The organism is Inhella inkyongensis (assembly GCF_005952805.1).
Taxonomy (GTDB): domain Bacteria; phylum Pseudomonadota; class Gammaproteobacteria; order Burkholderiales; family Burkholderiaceae_C; genus Inhella; species Inhella inkyongensis.
The window spans coordinates 2,938,134-2,955,581 of record NZ_CP040709.1 but is presented as its reverse complement, the minus strand read 5'-3'; the positions used below and the strand labels follow the sequence as shown (position 1 = coordinate 2,955,581).

The following is a 17,448-nucleotide window of genomic DNA, read 5'->3' as shown; positions in this document are numbered from 1 at the left end:
CCTAGAATCCGCGCCCATTCCGCCAGCTTCACTCAAAGAACACCATGCGCCAACTGCTGACCCCGCTCGCCCTTGCCTTGATCGCCTGTGTTGCGTTCTCTGCGCCCGTGCAGGCGCAGGATGCCGCGGCCGGCGCCAAAAAGGTGGCCATGTGCATCGGCTGCCATGGCATCCCCGAGTACCGCGCCAGCTTCCCCGAGGTGCACCGCGTGCCCAAGATCTCGGGCCAGAACGCCGGCTATATCGTGGCCGCCCTACAGTCCTACGCCAAGGGCGAGCGCAAGCACCCGACCATGCGCGGCATCGCCGGCTCGATGAGCGAGCAGGACATGAAGGACGTGGCCGCTTTCTATGAGCAGCAGGGCAAAGGCGAGCCGGCCCCGGCCGAAGTGGCCGCTGCACCGGCCGCCATCGCCAGCAAGCTGCAGGCCTGCGTGGCCTGCCACGGCACCAATTTCAGCAAGACCCTGGACGGCAACCACCCCAAGCTGGCCGGTCAGCACGCCGACTACCTGACGGTGGCCCTCCGGGCCTATCAGTTGGAAGGCAAGAGCACCGTCGGTCGCGGCAACGCCATCATGCAGGGCCAGATCAAGGGCATGAGCACGGCCGAGATCAAGCAGATCGCCGCCTACCTGGCCAGCCTGCCGGGCGAGCTGAAGACCGTGCCACAGTCGGCGACAAGGTAAATCGCAGTTCGCGAGTTTTTTCACAGGCCGCCTGGGGCAACCCCGGCGGCCTTTGTCTTTGCGGGATGCCCCGGGGTGCAGGGGTGTGCTTTGGCCTGATACTTTGCTCAAGCCATGCTGAAAAAGATTCCCACCGCGCAAGCCGAACTGGGCATGTTTCTCCAGTCGATGGAGGGCTCCTGGCTCTCGCATCCGTTCTGGAAGACACGCTTCCTGCTGACGGATGAGGCCGACCTGGACAGCCTCAAGCGCTCGGGCGTGCCCTTTATTTGGATCGATGTGGCCAAGGGCAAGGACGCTGCCGACGCGCTGGCCGCCGTGGCTCCCGAGCCCGAGGTGAACCCGCCCCCACCCCCGCCGCCGCCGCCGCCCCCGCCACCGGCCCCGCGTCCGGCCGCCGTGCCCGTGGTGGCGCGCAGCTTTGCGCAGGAGTTCGAGCAGGCTGCCGAGCTGATGCGCAAGAGCAAGCAGCAGGTCACCACCATGCTGAACGAGGCCCGGCTGGGCCATGCCATCAAGAGCGAGGAATGCACGCCGCTGGTGGAGGACATTGCCGGATCGGTGTGGCGCAACCCCTCGGCCCTGATCAGCCTGGCGCGGCTCAAGACCCGCGACGACTACACCTATATGCACTCGATTGCCGTGTGCGCCATGATGGTCGCGCTGGGTAAACAGCTGGGCCTGACCGAGGACGAGCAGCGCGAAGCCGGCATGGCGGGTCTGCTGCACGATGTGGGCAAGATGCTGATGCCCCTGGAGGTACTGAACAAGCCGGGCGCGCTGACCGATGCCGAGTTCGCCGTGATGCGCAGCCATCCGGCGCGTGGGTTTGAGGCCCTCAAGGCCAGTGGTGTGTTCGACGAAGGCGTACTCGATGTCTGCCTGCACCACCACGAAAAAATGGATGGCAGTGGCTACCCCCACCGCTTGGCCGGCGAGCAGATCTCGCTCCTGGCCCGCATGGGTGCGGTCTGCGATGTCTATGACGCCGTGACCTCCACCCGCCCCTACAAAGGTGCCTGGGACCCCGCGGCCTCGCTGGCGCGCATGGCGCAGTGGCAGGGCCACTTTGACCCCAAGGTGTTCCAGGCCTTCGTGGTGTCGATCGGCATCTTCCCCGTGGGCACCTTGGTGCGTCTGAATTCTGGCCGGCTGGCGGTGGTGATCGATCAGAACCCCGGCAAGCTCACGGCTCCCAAGGTACGGGTGTTTTTCTCCACTAAATCCAATCTGCCCATTGAGGTGGTGGATTTGGACCTCGCGGCGGGCACGGACAAGATCGTCGGCCGCGAGGACGCTACCGCCTGGGGCTTCACCCAACTCACCGAACTATGGAGTCAGCCGCGCTGAACCCGACCATGAAAAACCTGCTTCTCGCGGCCGCCCTGGCGGCCGCTCTTCATTCCGGCGCCCCGGCCCAGACCTTGCGCTGGGCCAGCCAGGGCGATTTGCAGACCGCCGACCCGCACTCGCAGAACGAGTCCATGACCAATATGGTCAACGGCCAGGTCTATGAAAAGCTGGTCACGCGCGGCAAAGACATGTCCATCGTGCCTGCCTTGGCCACCGAGTGGAGCAACCCCGACCCGTTGACCTGGCGCTTCAAGCTGCGCCAGGGCGTGAAGTTCCATGACGGTGCCCCCTTCACCGCCGACGACGTGGTGTTCTCGATGGCGCGCTCGCGCGAGACCACCTCGCAGCTGCTGCAGTACGGCAATGCCGTGGGCATTCCCAAGAAGATCGACGCGCACACGGTCGAGTTCAAGCTGGAAAAGCCCAACCCGGTCTTTCTGCAGCATCTGGATCTGCTGTGGATCATGAACAAGGCCTGGGCCGAAAAGCACCGTGTCACCCGCCCGCAGGACTTCAAGAACAAGGAAGAGAGCCACACCAGCATCAATGCCAACGGCACCGGCCCCTACATGCTGGTGAGCCGCCAGCCCGGGCAGAAGAACGTCTTCAAGCGCAACCCCAACTGGTGGGGCAAGTTCGAAGGCAATGTCGAGGAAATCGTCTTCACGCCGATTGGCAACGACGCCACCCGGCTGGCTGCGCTGATTTCGGGTGAGTTGGATTTGGTGCTGGACCCCGCGCCGCGCGATGTGCAACGCCTGCGCAGCCAGCGCGGCCTGCAGATCATCGACGGCCCCGAGAACCGCATCGTTTTCATCGGCATGGACCAGGCGCGCGACAGCCTGCTCTACGGCAAGAGCCCGGACGGCAAGAACCCCTTCAAGGACCTGCGCGTGCGCCAGGCGCTCTACCAGGCCATCGACATCGAGGGCATGCGCACCAAGCTGATGCAGGGCCTGGCCCAACCCACCGGCGGCCTCACCCCTTCGCCCAAGGCCAGCTTTGACGATCCAACCCTGCAGACTCGCCTGCCCTATGACCTGGCCGCCGCCAAGAAGCTGATGGCGGACGCCGGCTACGCCGAGGGCTTTGAGGTCACGCTGGATTGCCCGAACAACCGTTACATCAACGACGAAGAGATTTGCCTGACCCTGGCCTCGATGTGGGCGCAGCTCAAGGTCAAGGTCAAGGTCAACGCCATGCCGCGTGTGCTCTTCTTCCCCAAGCTGGAGAAGGTCGATACCAGCCTCTACCTCTATGGTTGGGGCGGGGCCATCACGGATGCCGAATCGATCTTTGCGCCGGTCTACCGCAACCGGGGTGAGAAGGGCATCGGCTCCTACAACTATGGCGGCTGGAAGAACGACAAGTTCGATCAACTGGCGGCTCAGTCCTCGTCCGAGGTCGACCCGAAGAAGCGCGAGGCCCTGATCCGCGCCGCGCTGACCGAGTTCCGCAGCCAGATCCACACCATCCCGCTGCACCGCCAGGTCATCCCCTGGGCCGCGCGCGCCGGCGTCAAGGCTGTACATCGGCCGGACAACTGGCTGGAGGTGGCTTGGGTGACGGTGCCGGGGAAGTGAGGGGCAAGGCAGGCCCTCCAGCACTTTGAGGCTGGAGCGCGCGGTTGCGCCATTGCAGGGTTGGGGCGTGCAGTGAGGGCCCCCTAGGCCGCCTACTTGCGGCCTGTCCGTCGGGCGGGGTCGCAAAGCCCTCAGCGCCATGCTCGGGCCAGCCCCCGCCCCGGCTCTCCTTGCTGTGCCCGAGAAGGCTGGTGGAAGGAAAGGCGCTGAATGCACACGGTCGGCCTAGGGCCGGGCCGTGGAGCACTGCCAGTTCACATGGCTCCTCCATCCCGTCCCTGCCTGCGAAACCTGCTCGCTAAGCGGCCAGAGTACTGGCCGACTAGAACACTGTGGACCCTCATGGCTTTGCTGCGATGACGGTAGCCCCAACGAGCGTGGGTGGTGCTAGCGGTGCTCCAGTGACTTGCAATACATAAAGCAGGGATCGCGGTGGGCCAAAGGCGCTGTCCGCTCCCATCTCCCCTGATCCTTTAGTCCTCTTTGGAACGGACACGCTGATCTCTCCTGGGCTCCTACGGCGGTAAGGAGAGGAACAGCCCGAACACGACTAGCAATCCTCCCGGCAAGATGAGCCACGCAGTTAGGCCACGAAGGAGTGTGAGCGTTTGCAGATCGTCCAACTGGTTTGGAACCCAGCGCCAAGCAAAGCAAAGTGGCATTGCTAGCAACATCAGCCAACCCGCACTCTGAAACAGAAGGCCAAACGCCGAAGGAGGCTCGGGGGAGCGTCTTTGAAAGATCCGCACACCATCCAACTCCACTTTGTCGAGCCGCTCCGAGCGGCGGCTCAACCAGTTGTAGGGCTCAAGCCAAGCGGTTATTTGAGGCTGATGCGCTCCCTGTCGGCGGTTAGGGGCCTGAACGTAGGCAATCGTCGATTTCTTCGATGAACAACTGAGCCAAATCGACTGAATCCCATGGAGCGTCTGGATCTCAATCTCTTGGTAGGTGTTATTTCGCTCACCCCGGCATGCAGACGCGGCAACGAGTGTCCCCTCAATTCGTTGCATACGTTGTTCGGGCGTCGGCCCTCTGAATAACAAGTCAAAGCTATCGAAGGCATTCGGCCCGACATAAGCAGCCATCGCCGCGAAGGAGAGGGCGGCCACTGCCGCGCGTTTGAGCAATCTGATCACTTGGCGCTCAGTGAGTGGAATGAGGGAGCAAGAGTGAGCGGCATTCTTGATTGCGGCAGCTAAGAATTAACTGCGACCACTCAATACGCCTCTTCAATCCCCGCCAACTGATCCGTCCACTCCTCGACGTCCGTCAGGCTGATTTGCAGCCAGTCGAGCACACGCTCGCCCTGCTGGGTCCAGTCGGCGTCGGGTTTGAGGCCTTCGGCGCGGCGCATCATTTGGTCGGCCACCAGGCCGGCGGCCACCAGGATGGCCACGCCGGGTTCGAGCTGGCTGTCGCTGAGCACCGTGAAGTCGTGATGCAGGCGCACGGCGGCCATCAGGGGTTGGGGCAGGCCCCAGACGCGTGCCACCAGCGCGCCGACCACCGCGTGATCGGTCTTGTGGTTGGCGTTCTCGGTGGCGACATAGGGGCGGTCGATGCGCGCGCCGGCCTCGACCAGGGTGGCGCCGTAGCCGCGCACCGACTGCAGCAGCACCGGCATGCCCACATGGCAAAAGAGGCCGAAGAGCGGCGCGATGTCGGGGTCCAGGCCAGGGATCTTGGGCACCAGCAAGCGCATGGCCATGGCGCGGCGGCTGCTGCGTTCCCAAAAGCGCTGCAGATGCGGGCTGTTCACCGGGATGCTGTTGCGCACCAGAAAGCCGGTCATCAGCTCGGCGGTGGCGTCCAGGCCTAAGCGCGTCATGGCCTGGCCGACGCTGACGCAAGGTGCGCCGTCGCCCAGGTGGACGGGGCTGTTGGCCACGCGCAGCAGGGTGGCTGACATGGCCACATCGGCACTGGCAATGGCCTGCACCTCGCTCAGATCGGGCTCTTGCAGCGCCATCGCGGCACGCAGCCGCGTGAGCAACTCAGGGCAGGGCGGGATCTTGATTTCGCGCAGCGGCCCGCGCTCACGGGATTGGGCGATCTCGGTCTGGACGGTGGCGATCTGCATGGTGGCGGCCATGATAGGCGAGCAGGGTTTGCCTGCCGTGGAGGGGCCTTGACCAGCCTCTAAAGTGGGCCTGCACCATGCGCGCCCGCTTCCTCCCTCGCTGCTTGCTCCTGTTGCTGGTGGCCGTTCTGCCGGTCCTGGCCTGGGAACGCGCGCGCCTGCTGGAGCAGGCCGCCTTGCTCAGCGCCCCGGCCCAGGCCCTGGCACGGGGGCTGGTGGAGGTGATCGATCAGGGCCCGAGCTTGACGCCGCCGCAGCGGGTGCGGGCCGTGAATGACTATGTGAATCGCCAGCTGGAGTGGCGCGAGGACGCGCAGGTCTGGGGCCAGACCGATTACTGGGCCAGCCCGCTGGAGTTGTTTGCCAAGGCGGCGGGGGACTGCGAGGACCTGGCCATGGCCAAATACTTCGCGCTGCTGGCCATGGGCCTGCCTGAAAGCAGCCTGCGCCTGGTCTATGTGCGGGCGCAGTACCAGGGGCGGCCGCAGGCCCATATGGTGCTGGCCTGGTACCCGAATGCCCAGGATGCGCCCTGGATCCTGGACAACATCGACCCCGAGCTGAAGCGGGCCCCCGAGCGGCCCGATCTGGCGCCGGTGTTCAGCTTCAACGCCGAGGGCCTGTGGCAGGGCGTGGGGGCGCAGGCGGCGGGCAATCCGCTGACCCGACTTTCGATTTGGCGTGACGCGTTGGCACGCGCCCGCGCTCAAGGTTTTTAAGAGATATGGACCACCCCCGAAACGCTTCGCGCCTCCCCCTCAAGGGGGCGCCTCCAGCGGCCCGGCAAAGCCGGTTCCGCGGCGGCCCCCTATCGGACCGCGTGCCTGCCGGGGTTGCATTGGTTTGGAGAATGGAATGAGTTTGATCAGGCAGATGAGTGTGTTGCTGGTGCTGGCGCTTTCGCTGGCACTCTCGGGGTCGCTGGCGGTGGCCGTGCATTCGATGCGCGAGGTGCTGCAGGATCAGGCCCGCATCAAGAACGCCGACAACGCCCAGGCGCTGGCGCTGGCGGTGTCGCAGCAGGGGGGGGATGCGGCGCTCATCGAGCTTTTGATCAGCGCCCAGTTCGACACCGGGCACTACCAGGAGCTGCGCTGGCTGCGCGCCGATGGCCGCGTGGCCTTCGCACGCCAGGCCCCGCAGCAGGCCGGCCAGGCGCCGGACTGGCTGCGCCGCCTGCTACCCATCGAGGCCGCGCCGGGCGTGGCCCAGCTTTCGAACGGCTGGCAGGCCATCGGCCGCATCGAGCTGCGCAGCCAGCTCACCTATGCCTATGACGCCCTGTGGCAGGGCCTGCTGCGGGCGGCTGCGTGGTCGGTGCTGCTGACCGTGCTGGCCCTGCTGATGGCCCAGGCCGCGCTGGGACGCATCCGCCGGCCGCTGGATGAATTGGTGGCCCAGGCCGATGCCATGAGCGAGGGCCAGTTCGTGACCGTGCCGCCGGCCCAGGTGCCCGAGTTGCGCGCGCTCACCGATGCGCTCAATGCCATGGTTCAGCGCATCAAGCGCATGTTCGAGGCCCAGACCGAGCAGCTCGGCCTGTTGCGCCAGCAGGCCCATTGCGATGCGCTCACGGGGCTGTCGCTGCGCAAGCACTTCATGGCCGAGCTGGCCTCGGCCCTGGCGCGCGACGACCTGCCCGAACGCGCCGGCCTGCTGCTGTTGCGCCTGCAGGATCTGGCGGGGGTGAACCGCCTGCTTGGCCGCGAGGCCACCGACCAGGTGCTGGCCCTGCTGGGCCAGGCCCTGCAGCAGTACACCGGGCGGGTCAGCGGCAGCCTGGCCGGGCGGCTCAACGGAGCGGATTTCGCGCTCTTCCTGCCCGCTCCGGACGTGTTGGAGGACAGCGCCCAGGCCCTGGCCGAGGCCTTGCGCTTGGCCCTGCAGCAGGCGGCGGGCCAAGGGGGCAATGGCGCGCTGCGTCTGGCCTTGGGGGGCGCCGAACTGGCGCGTGAACAGCCACTGTCGCAATGGTTCGCGCAGGCCGATGAGGCCCTGGCCCAGGCCGAGAGCAGCAGCCAAGGGGCGCTCTCGATGGTGCTGCGCAAGGTGGAACAGGGCGCCAGCCGCGTGCAGTTGCCCAGCGGCGAGCGGGCCTGGCGCGCACAGATCGAGGCCGCACTGGCTCAGGGCCATACCCGGTTGCTGCAGTACCCGGTGCTGGACCGCGACGGCCATCTGTTGCATTGGGAGTGCCCGCTGCACCTGGGCCTGGCAGCCCGCCATGAAGCCACGCCGGACTTCGTCAACGCCCAGACCTGGCTGCCCCTGGCCCTGCGTACTCAGCTGAGCGCCGAGGTGGATCTGGCTGCATTGGCCCTGGCCTTGGAGCTGACGCGCGACGACGGGCAGATGCGCGCCATCAATCTGGCGCCGGCCTCGCTGCAGACCCAGGACTTCGTGGCCCGGCTGCGCGCCCTGCTCAAGAGCCAGCCACTGGCGGCGCGGCAGATCGCGCTGGAGCTGGATGTGAGCGCGGCCCAGCCCCACAGCTTCGATTTGCTGCGCGAGCTCTCGCGCGCGGTGCATCCGCTGGGCGTGCGGGTGGGCCTGGAGCATGCCGGGGCGCAGTTGCAGCGCATCGAGCGCCTGTATGAACTGGGCCTGGACTTCGTGAAGCTCGATCGCGCGGTGCTGCTGGGGGTGCACGAAGATGCCAGCCGCGCCGGCTTTGTGCGCAGCCTGGTGATCTTCCTGCACAGCCTGTCGCTGCAGGTCTATGGCGAAGGCATCGACGACGCCCGCGATGCCCAGGCCCTGCTGGACTGCGGGCTGAATGGCCTGACCGGGCCCTGGGCCACCGGCCACAGGAAGAACTGACCCGAATACAACGAATCAACGTGAACGACTGCCTCTTTGAACCCCTGCAAGCCGGCGCACTGACGCTGAAGAACCGCATCTGGATGGCGCCGCTGACGCGCTTGCGCTCCATCGAGCCGGGTGACATTCCCGGCCCGCTGGCAGCGCGCTACTACGAGCAGCGCGCCTCAGCCGGCTTGATCGTGTCGGAGGCCACCCACATCAGCCCGCAGGCCAAGGGTTATGCGGGGGCGCCGGGCATTTTTTCCGACGAGCAGGTGCGCGCCTGGCAGCCGGTGACCGAGGCCGTGCACCGGGCGGGCGGGCGGATCGTCTGCCAGCTCTGGCATGTGGGCCGCATCTCGCACGCCAGCTTGCAGCCCGGTGGACTGCCGCCGGTGGCGCCGTCCAGCCTCTTGGCCAATACCCGCACCAGCCTGAAGGACGCGCAGGGCCAGGTCTATCGCGAGGCCTGCAGCCTGCCGCGCGCGCTGGAGCGCAGCGAGTTGCACGGTCTCAAAGACGCCTACGCCATGGCCACCCGGCGTGCCCGCGCGGCGGGGTTCGATGGCGTCGAGATCCACGCCGCGCATGGCTACTTGTTGCAGCAATTCTTGTGCGCCGCCAGCAACCAGCGTGGCGATGACTACGGCGGCTCCATCCAGAACCGTGCGCGTCTGGCGCTCGAAGTGGTTGAGGCCGTGGTGGGGGAGTGGGATGCCGACCATGTGGGCATCCGCGTCTTTCCCTGTCCGCCCGGGCCCGACCTGGCCGACGACGCGCCCGAGGCCAATGCGCTCTATCTGGCGCGTGAATTGGGCCAGCGTCGCCTGGCCTTTTTGCATGTCTCCGAGCCCGACTGGCTGGGCGGTGCTGAGCTGGCCCCGGACTTCCGCCAGGCCCTGCGCCAGGCCTTTCCCGGCGTGATCGTTGGCGCCGGCAGCTACACCGCCGAGAAGGCGGTGCAGCGGCTGCAGGCGGGCTGGATTGATGCGGTGGCCTTCGGCCGGCCCTTCATCGCCAACCCCGACTTGCCCGCGCGCATCCGCCAGGGTGCGGCCTGGAACGAACCCGATCCGGCGACCTTTTATGGCGGCGGGGCAGCGGGCTATACCGACTACCCCACGTTGGAGTGAAGCATGGGAAAGAAAGAGGGTAAGAAGGAGGGCAAGAAAGAGAGCAAGAAGGGCAAGGATGACGGGCGCATGGGCAAGGGCGAGTACCTCGAAAAGCTCGCGCCCCTGCAACTGGAGCTCAACCGCATGGCGCGCTGGGTGCAGCACGAGGGGCGCCGGGTGCTGGTGCTGATCGAGGGCCGCGACACGGCGGGCAAGGGGGGCGCCATCTCCGCCATCTCGGACACGCTCAACCCGCGCCAATGCCATGTGGTGGCCCTGGGAAAACCCAGCGAACGTGAGCGCAGCCAGTGGTACTTCCAGCGCTATGTGCCGCACCTGCCGGCGGCCGGTGAGATCGTGTTGATGGACCGCAGTTGGTACAACCGCGCGGGGGTCGAGCCCGTGATGGGCTTTTGCACCGCTGAGCAGACCCAGGCCTTTCTCGATCAGGCGCCACGCTTCGAGCAACTGCTGGTGGACGACGGCATCCTGCTCTTCAAGTACTGGCTCTGTGTGGACCAGGCGCAGCAGGAGCAGCGCTTTGCCGAACGTCTGGCCGACCCGATGAAGCGCTGGAAGCTCAGCCCCATCGACCTGCAGTCGCGCGAGAAGTACGCCGACTACACCCAGGCACGCGAGCGCATGCTCAAGGCCACCCACAGCACCCATGCGCCCTGGACCCTGGTGGACTTCAATGACCAGCGCCGCGGCCGCCTGCGGCTGATCGAGCACCTATTGGCCCAACTGCCCGACACCGCCGTGCCCGATGCCGCCATCGAATTCCCGCCCCTGGCGCAGGAGCCGCTGAAGGAACAGTACCGGGGCAAGCTCAGGCCGATCTGAGCGGGGCCTGCGGACTTCAGAAGAAGTCCACCGAGCCTGCTTTTTCCTGCGCTTCCAGCCGGCCGCGGAGCACCAAGTCCTCAAAGCAGTAGACGCGGTTGCGGCCGTCGGCCTTGGCGGCATAGACCGCCTTGTCGGCGCGCTCAAACGCCGAGTCGGGGGTGTCGTCGGGGTCGATGCGGGTGCAGCCCAGGCTGATGGTGACCGCCCCGATTTGCGGAAAGGCGTGGGCGGCAATGCGTTGGCGAAACTTCTCCAGGGCGCGCTGGGCGCCTGCGGCGTCGGCATTGCGCAGCATCAGCACGAATTCTTCGCCGCCGAAGCGAAACACCCGGTCGCTGTAGCGAAACGACGAGTGCATCAGGCGGGCGGTGAGCAACAACACTTCGTCGCCAATCAGATGGCCGAACTGGTCGTTGACACGCTTGAAGTGATCGATATCGGCCACCACCAGCCAGCAGGGGGCCTGGGCGTGAGCGGCGCGGCGGTCGTCGGCGGGCTCGCCCGGGTTTCCCTGTGCGCGCTGTTCCTGTGGCACAAAGGTCGTGGCCATGGCCACGCGGGCAAAAGTCTCGTCAAAGGTCTTGCGATTGAGCAGCCCGGTGAGCATGTCGCGCTCGTTCTCGGTCACCAGGCTGCGGAAGTTGGCATAGAAGCGCAGCAGGCTGAAGAGCATGCGCTGGCGCCGCTCGCTCAAGGGGCGCCGGGTGGCGAGCTGCAGCACGCCCAGGCTGTCGGGATCCGCGAAGAGCGGGAACACGCTGTGCCACTGGCCGTCGCTGCGCTCCTGTTGCCAGAGTTGGGAGCGCGCGCAGCGGGCGGCCAAACCCTGCTCTTCAAAGCGCGGCAGCAGGCTGACATCGGTGTGAGCCGGGCCGGCGGACGGCTCTGCGGCACCTTGCTCCTGGTGCGCGCGCAGCAGCCAGTGGTGGGCGTCTCCCTCGCGCACGCTCACCAGCACCTGGACACGCAGCGGGGCCAGGGTGTCGTGCAGCAGGCGCACCAGGGCCATGTCCAGTTGCTCCAGGTCGCGCACCGAGCTGACTTGGGCGAGGCGATCGACGAGCGGGTGGGGCATGGGGCTTGGGGGCTTGGGGCTCAGACGTCGGTGATCAGCAACTCGGGGCGTCCGGCCCGCTGGTGCTCCAGCGTGGCGCGCACGGTCTTGAAGGCCAGATCGTCCCAGGGAATTTCGCTGAAGTGGAACAGCGCCACTTCCAGGGATTCCGGTCCCGGGGCGAAGTCCAGGTCCAGCAGGCGGGCGCGGTAGAACAAATGCACCTGGCCCGCCCGCACGACATTGATCATGCTCAGCAGGCCCTGCAGCTCAACGCGCGCACCGGCTTCTTCCTGGGTCTCGCGCAGCGCGCCCTCGGCCACGGTCTCGCCCAATTCCATGAAGCCGGCCGGCAGGGTCCAAAAGCCCCGGCGGGGCTCGATGGCGCGGCGGCACAGCAGCACGCGGCCGTCATCGGCCAGGGGCAGAGTGCCCACCACATTGGTCGGGTTCTCGTAGTGGATCTGCTGGCAGACCGTGCAGACCGCGCGCTCGCGGTTGTCGTCGCTGGGCATGCGGTATTCGACCCGCTCGCCGCAGGCGGCACAGTGCTGGTAGCGGCGTGTCGTGAACATGATTCAGTGTGCCATGCGCTATGCCATGCTTCACCCTATGGACCTTCAGCTCTACTCTTACTTCCGCTCCTCGGCCAGTTGGCGCGTGCGCATCGCGCTGGCCCTCAAGAACCTGCCCCATGCTTATCACGGCGTTCATCTCGTCAAGGGCGAGCAAAAGGGGCATGCCAGCCTGGGCGCCGCCCACCTGCTGCCCGCGCTGTGGGTCGATGGGCAGCGCCTGACCCAGTCCTTGGCCATTCTGGAATTCCTGGAAGAGGCCCAGCCCCAGCCGCCGCTGCTGCCTAGCGATCCCCACGCGCGCGCCTACGCCCGTTCGCTGGCGCTGGACATCGCCTGCGAGATCCATCCGCTGAACAACCTGCGCGTGCTCGGCCACTTGAAGACCGTGCTGGGTGTGGAGGAGGCTGCCCGTACCGAATGGATGCGGCATTGGATGGTCGAGGGCCTGGCCGTCGTTGACGCACGCCTCAAGGCCGAGGGGCGGATGGGCCGTTATTGCCTGGGCGATACGCCGGGCTACGCCGATTGCGTGCTGGTGCCGCAGGTCTTCAATGCGCGGCGCTTTGGCGCGCCGATTGATCACTTGGACGCCGTGCTGGCCATCAACGAGGCTTGCCTGGCCTTGCCCGCCTTTGCCGACACCCACCCCAGCCGCGTACCCGATGCCGAGTGAAGCGCTCACTGAGGCCTTGCTGACGACCGTGGACCTGGGCGCTGGGGTGTGTGCGGCCTACAGCGGCCGCGCCGGCGGGGTCAGCCATGGGGGCTACGCCAGCCTGAACTTGGGCACCCATGTGGGCGATGCGCCGGAGGCGGTGCAGGTCAACCGGGCCCGTGTGGCCCAGGCCTTGGGCGCGGTACCGGTCTATTTGCGGCAGGTGCACGGCACGGTTTGCGTGGCGGCACAGGTCAACGCGCAAGAAGAGGTCGAGGCCGATGCTCTCTGGACCGCCCAGCCCGGCCTGCCCCTGGCCATCCAGGTGGCCGATTGCCTGCCGGTGTTGTTCGTGGTGCGAGACGCCGCAGGCCAGGCCCTGGCCGTGGCGGCCGTCCATGCGGGCTGGCGCGGCCTGGCGGCGGGCGTGTTGGAGGCCACCCTTGCGGCCCTGCCGCAGGGGAGCGTGCAAGCCTGGCTCGGGCCCTGCATCGGGCTGCAGGCCTTTGAGGTCGGTGAGGAGGTCTTGCGTGGTTTCGGCCGCAGCCCGGCCGACCCCGGCCCGCACTTCGTCTGGGCGCCGCGCCCCGACGGCAGTGCGCGCTGGCGCGCGGACTTGCAGGGCTTGGCGCGCCTGCGGCTGCAGGCGGCTGGGGTGCATGGCATTCAGGTTGAGCCGGCCTGTACCTTCAGCGAGCCCTCAAGGTTCTTTTCGTTCCGGCGCGACGGCGCTATCAGTGGGCGGCAGGCCGTCTTCATCCAATTGGCGTAGACGCCGCTTGCGCGCCGGCGTGCCCAGGATGTAGGCCAAGAGCGCGCAGGGCAGCAGGCCATAGAACACCAAGGTGATCAAGGCGCCAAGCACGCTGCCCTGGGGCGAGGTGGCTTCGGCGGCGGCCATCAGCACGACCACAAACAGCCATGCAATCAGCACGAGATACATTCGAGCGAATCCGGAAATTAGAGAGCCCGCTCCAGGCTTGGAGACGGGCCGACATCTTGCCTTGAGCCATGGCCCACGCACCGCAATTTGAACTCCCTGACTTCTCGGCCGTGACCGAGGCCCTCAAATCCTGGCCCGGCGTGCAGATGCCGCTGGACGCCTGGGGGCGGCTGCAGGCCGACTACCTCAGCCAAGCCAGTGCGCTGTGGAACCAGTGCCTGCAGCAGGAAGCGCCCAAGCCCCTGGGCGACCGCCGCTTTGCCCACAAAGCCTGGAGCGAAGACCAGGGCGCCAGCTTCATGGCCCAGCTTTATTTGCTGAATGCCAAGACGCTGAACCAGATGGCCGAGGCGGTGCAGGGCGACCCCAAGGCCAAGGCCCGGCTGCAGTTCGCGGTGCAGCAGATGGTGGACGCCGCCGCGCCCAGCAATTTCCTGGCGCTGAACCCCGAGGCCCAACGCAAGGCCCTGGACACCCAGGGCGAGAGTCTGGCCAAGGGCGCGCAGATGCTGTGGGCCGACTTCCAGCGCGGCAAGCTCAGTCAGACCGATGACGCGGCCTTCGAGGTCGGGCGCAATGTCGCCACCTCCGAGGGCAGCGTGGTGTTCGAGAACGAGTTCTTTCAGTTGCTCGAATACGCCCCGCTGACCCCGCAGGTGCACGCGCTGCCCTTCCTGATCGTGCCGCCCTCAATCAACAAGTTCTACATCCTGGATCTGCAACCCGAGAACTCGCTGATTCGCTACGCGGTGGAGAACGGTCACCGCACCTTCGTCATCAGCTGGCGCAACCCCGACGAAGCTTGCGCCCATTGGAGCTGGGACCAGGTGATCGAAGGCGCGCCGCTGGCCGCCATTCGCGTCGTGCAGGAGCTCTGCAAGACCGAGCAGCTCAACACCCTGGGCTTTTGCGTCGGCGGCACCATCCTGAGCACGGCCCTGGCGGTGCTGGCGGCGCGCGGCCAGCATCCCGCCGCCAGCCTGACCCTGCTGACCACTCTGCTGGACTTCAGCCACACCGGCATCCTGGACATCTTTGTTGACGAGGCCTCGGTGCGCTCCCGTGAGATGACCATCGGTGCGGACTCGCCCAAGGGGCCGGGTCTGCTCAAGGGCAGTGAGTTGGCACAGACCTTCAGCTTTCTGCGCCCCAACGATCTGGTGTGGAACTACGTGGTGGGTAACTACCTGAAGGGCGAGGCCCCGCCGGCCTTTGACCTGCTGTACTGGAACGGTGACAGCACGAATATGAGCGGGCCGATGTACTGCTGGTATTTGCGCCACACCTATCTGCAGAACGAGCTCAAGCTGCCGGGACGCCTGACCGTTTGCGGTGAGAAGCTCGATCTGAGTCGCATTGCCTGCCCGGTTTACATCTACGGCAGCCGTGAGGATCACATCGTGCCCTGGGAGGCGGCCTACGCCAGCACCCAGATCTTGAAGGGCGGGGCTCAAAAGGAGTTGCGCTTTGTGCTGGGCGCCAGCGGCCATATCGCCGGGGTGATCAACCCGGCCAGCAAGAACAAGCGCAGTTACTGGACGGGACCGGCACGCTATCCCAAGGTCGCGGCCGACTGGCTGGCCAGCGCCAACGAACAGCCGGGCAGCTGGTGGAAGGACTGGTCGGCCTGGCTGGCCGAACGCGGCGGACCGATGCAGGCCGCGCCCAAGGCGCAAGGCAGCCGCAAGTTCCGTGTCATCGAATCGGCTCCCGGCCGCTATGTGAAGCAAAAGGCCTGAAGTCTCTGGAGAACCCTATGGATGTCGTGATCGTTTCCGCCGCCCGCACCGCGATCGGCAAATTTGGTGGGGCCTTGTCCAAGGTCAGCGCGCCTGAACTGGGCGCCGTCGCCATCCGTGCGGCGCTGGAGCGCGCCAAGCTCTCGGGCGAACAAGTGGGCGAGCTCATTCTGGGTCAGGTGCTGACGGCCGGCAGCGGCCAGAACCCGGCGCGCCAGGCCGGTATCCGAGCGGGCCTGCCCCATGCGGTGGCGGCCATGACGATCAACAAGGTTTGTGGCTCCGGCCTCAAGGCGGTGATGCTGGCCGCCCAGGCCATTCGCGACGGCGACAGCGAGATCGTGGTGGCGGGCGGCCAGGAGAACATGAGTGCCAGCCCGCATGTGCTGCTGAACAGCCGCGACGGCCAACGCATGGGGGCCTGGAACATGGTCGACTCCATGATCACCGACGGCCTCTGGGATGTGTACAACCAGTACCACATGGGCATCACGGCCGAGAACGTGGCCAAGGCGCATGGCGTTACCCGTGAGGCGCAGGATGCCTTGGCCCTGGCCAGCCAGCACAGGGCGGCGGCCGCACAAGACGCCGGGCGCTTCCAGGCCGAGATCGCGCCGGTCTCGATTGCTCAGAAGAAGGGCGACCCGCTGGTGGTGGAAGCTGATGAGTACATCAACCGCAAGACCAACGCCGAGGCCCTCAGCGGCCTGCGCCCCGCCTTCGACAAGGCCGGCACGGTGACGGCCGGCAATGCCAGTGGTCTGAACGACGGCGCCGCCGCCTTGGTGCTGATGAGCGCGGCCAAGGCGCAAGCCCTGGGTCTGACGCCCCTGGCGCGCATTGCCTCTTACGCCAGCGCTGGCCTGGACCCCGCCCTGATGGGCATGGGTCCGGTGCCCGCCAGCCAGAAGGCCCTGGCCCGGGCCGGCTGGAAGGCGCAGGACCTGGATTTGCTGGAGATCAACGAGGCCTTTGCGGCCCAGGCCTGCGCGGTGCATGCGCAGATGGGCTGGGATCTGGACAAGGTCAATGTGAATGGCGGTGCGATTGCGCTGGGCCACCCCATCGGGGCCTCGGGCGCACGCATCTTGGTCACCCTGCTGCACGAGATGCAGCGCCGCGACGCCAAAAAAGGCATCGCCTCGCTGTGCATCGGCGGCGGCCTGGGCGTCGCCTTGTGCGTAGAACGCTGAACAACATCAACCCCTGGAGAAGAGCATGAGTCAGAAAGTTGCATACGTCACCGGTGGCATGGGCGGCATCGGTACCGCCATCTGCCAGAAGCTGCACAAGCAGGGCTTCAAAGTCATCGCCGGTTGCGGCCCGAGCCGTGACTTCACCAAGTGGCTGGACGAGCAAAAGGCCCTGGGCTACACCTTTTACGCCTCGGTGGGCAATGTGGCCGACTGGGACTCGACCGTCGAGGCCTTCACCAAGGCGGTGCAGGAACACGGCGTGATCGATGTGCTGGTCAATAACGCGGGCATCACCCGCGACCGCATGTTCCTGAAGATGACGCCGGACGATTGGAAAGCCGTCATCGACACCAACCTGAACTCGATGTTCAACGTCACCAAACAGGTGGTGCCGGGGATGGTCGAGAAGGGCTGGGGTCGCATCATCCAGATCTCTTCCGTGAACGGCGAGAAGGGGCAGGCCGGTCAGACCAATTACTCGGCCGCCAAGGCCGGCATGCATGGCTTCACCATGGCCCTGGCCCAGGAGATGGCCAACAAGGGCGTGACCGTGAACACCGTGAGCCCGGGCTATATCGGCACCGACATGGTGCGTGCCATCAAGCCCGAGGTGCTGGAAAAGATCGTCGCCACCATCCCGGTCAAGCGCCTGGGTACGCCCGAGGAAATCGGCTCCATCGTCGGCTGGCTGGCCGGGGACGACAGCGGTTTCACCACCGGCGCCGACTTCAGCTGCAACGGCGGGCTGCACATGGGGTAAATGATGGGTGCCGTCCGCGGCACTGCTTTTGTTCCGTCACCCCCGGGATAAC

17 protein-coding genes are annotated in these 17,448 nt (G+C 66.5%); 12 read left to right on the top strand and 5 right to left on the bottom strand.

Annotated elements, in window-relative coordinates; all coding sequences use genetic code 11:
- Positions 1 to 44: 44 nt before the first annotated feature.
- The 3 genes from FF090_RS14000 (at position 45) to FF090_RS13990 (ending at position 3,625) form a co-directional block, all read left to right on the top strand.
- Complete coding sequence (locus tag FF090_RS14000; protein ID WP_138857304.1) at positions 45 to 689, top strand: c-type cytochrome; 645 nt, start codon at positions 45 to 47, stop codon at positions 687 to 689.
- 114 nt (positions 690 to 803) lie between these two features.
- The gene (locus FF090_RS13995) at positions 804 to 2,039 is read left to right on the top strand and encodes an HD-GYP domain-containing protein (RefSeq protein WP_138857303.1); all 1,236 of its coding nucleotides are present in this window, start codon (positions 804 to 806) and stop codon (positions 2,037 to 2,039) included.
- Positions 2,040 to 2,047: 8 nt separating this feature from the next.
- On the top strand, positions 2,048 to 3,625 hold the full coding sequence (locus FF090_RS13990) for an ABC transporter substrate-binding protein (protein ID WP_138857302.1): 1,578 nt from the start codon (positions 2,048 to 2,050) through the stop codon (positions 3,623 to 3,625).
- Between the two features lie 515 nt (positions 3,626 to 4,140).
- Here the strand turns inward: FF090_RS13990 and FF090_RS13985 are convergent.
- Positions 4,141 to 4,764, bottom strand: a complete 624-nt coding sequence (locus tag FF090_RS13985; protein WP_138857301.1) for a hypothetical protein — start codon at positions 4,762 to 4,764, stop codon at positions 4,141 to 4,143.
- Between the two features lie 80 nt (positions 4,765 to 4,844).
- Complete coding sequence (locus FF090_RS13980) at positions 4,845 to 5,708, bottom strand: HDOD domain-containing protein (RefSeq protein WP_246071427.1); 864 nt, start codon at positions 5,706 to 5,708, stop codon at positions 4,845 to 4,847.
- 104 nt (positions 5,709 to 5,812) lie between these two features.
- On the opposite strand from FF090_RS13980, the gene FF090_RS13975 reads away from it, so the two are divergent.
- The 4 genes from FF090_RS13975 to ppk2 all read left to right on the top strand — a co-directional run bounded on the left by FF090_RS13975 (position 5,813) and on the right by ppk2 (position 10,468).
- Positions 5,813 to 6,427 (top strand): transglutaminase-like cysteine peptidase, encoded by a 615-nt coding sequence (locus tag FF090_RS13975; RefSeq protein ID WP_175423665.1) that lies wholly within the window; start codon positions 5,813 to 5,815, stop codon positions 6,425 to 6,427.
- 136 nt (positions 6,428 to 6,563) lie between these two features.
- Positions 6,564 to 8,528, top strand: coding sequence for a bifunctional diguanylate cyclase/phosphodiesterase (locus tag FF090_RS13970; protein WP_138857298.1), 1,965 nt, complete (start codon positions 6,564 to 6,566; stop codon positions 8,526 to 8,528).
- A gap of 20 nt (positions 8,529 to 8,548) precedes the next feature.
- Positions 8,549 to 9,643: an N-ethylmaleimide reductase gene (gene nemA, locus FF090_RS13965; RefSeq protein ID WP_138857297.1), complete on the top strand. Its 1,095-nt coding sequence runs from the start codon at positions 8,549 to 8,551 to the stop codon at positions 9,641 to 9,643.
- 3 nt (positions 9,644 to 9,646) lie between these two features.
- Positions 9,647 to 10,468 carry a polyphosphate kinase 2 gene (gene ppk2 / locus FF090_RS13960; protein WP_217502989.1) on the top strand — a complete coding sequence of 274 codons (822 nt, stop codon included), beginning with the start codon at positions 9,647 to 9,649 and terminating at the stop codon, positions 10,466 to 10,468.
- Between the two features lie 16 nt (positions 10,469 to 10,484).
- Here ppk2 and FF090_RS13955 read toward each other — a convergent pair whose 3' ends face one another.
- Positions 10,485 to 11,546: a GGDEF domain-containing protein gene (locus FF090_RS13955; RefSeq protein ID WP_138857296.1), complete on the bottom strand. Its 1,062-nt coding sequence runs from the start codon at positions 11,544 to 11,546 to the stop codon at positions 10,485 to 10,487.
- A gap of 20 nt (positions 11,547 to 11,566) precedes the next feature.
- Positions 11,567 to 12,100: an NUDIX hydrolase gene (locus FF090_RS13950; protein WP_138857295.1), complete on the bottom strand. Its 534-nt coding sequence runs from the start codon at positions 12,098 to 12,100 to the stop codon at positions 11,567 to 11,569.
- 37 nt (positions 12,101 to 12,137) lie between these two features.
- Between FF090_RS13950 and maiA the strand changes: the two genes are divergently transcribed.
- A complete protein-coding gene (gene maiA, locus FF090_RS13945; protein ID WP_138857294.1) occupies positions 12,138 to 12,776 on the top strand; it encodes a maleylacetoacetate isomerase in 639 nt (212 codons plus the stop codon).
- On the top strand, positions 12,766 to 13,530 hold the full coding sequence (gene pgeF, locus FF090_RS13940) for a peptidoglycan editing factor PgeF (RefSeq protein WP_138857293.1): 765 nt from the start codon (positions 12,766 to 12,768) through the stop codon (positions 13,528 to 13,530). Before maiA ends, pgeF begins: the two co-directional genes overlap by 11 nt.
- Here pgeF and FF090_RS13935 read toward each other — a convergent pair.
- The gene (locus FF090_RS13935; RefSeq protein WP_138857292.1) at positions 13,459 to 13,701 is read right to left on the bottom strand and encodes a hypothetical protein; all 243 of its coding nucleotides are present in this window, start codon (positions 13,699 to 13,701) and stop codon (positions 13,459 to 13,461) included. The two genes, pgeF and FF090_RS13935, sit on opposite strands and share 72 nt — an antisense overlap.
- A gap of 68 nt (positions 13,702 to 13,769) precedes the next feature.
- Between FF090_RS13935 and phaC the strand changes: the two genes are divergently transcribed.
- From phaC to phbB, 3 genes are read left to right on the top strand one after another with little or no spacing between them, the layout of a single operon-like run.
- A complete protein-coding gene (gene phaC / locus FF090_RS13930) occupies positions 13,770 to 15,440 on the top strand; it encodes a class I poly(R)-hydroxyalkanoic acid synthase (protein WP_138857291.1) in 1,671 nt (556 codons plus the stop codon).
- A gap of 17 nt (positions 15,441 to 15,457) precedes the next feature.
- Positions 15,458 to 16,633 (top strand): acetyl-CoA C-acetyltransferase, encoded by a 1,176-nt coding sequence (locus FF090_RS13925; RefSeq protein WP_138857290.1) that lies wholly within the window; start codon positions 15,458 to 15,460, stop codon positions 16,631 to 16,633.
- 25 nt (positions 16,634 to 16,658) lie between these two features.
- The gene (gene phbB / locus FF090_RS13920) at positions 16,659 to 17,396 is read left to right on the top strand and encodes an acetoacetyl-CoA reductase (RefSeq protein WP_138857289.1); all 738 of its coding nucleotides are present in this window, start codon (positions 16,659 to 16,661) and stop codon (positions 17,394 to 17,396) included.
- Positions 17,397 to 17,448: the final 52 nt, after the last annotated feature.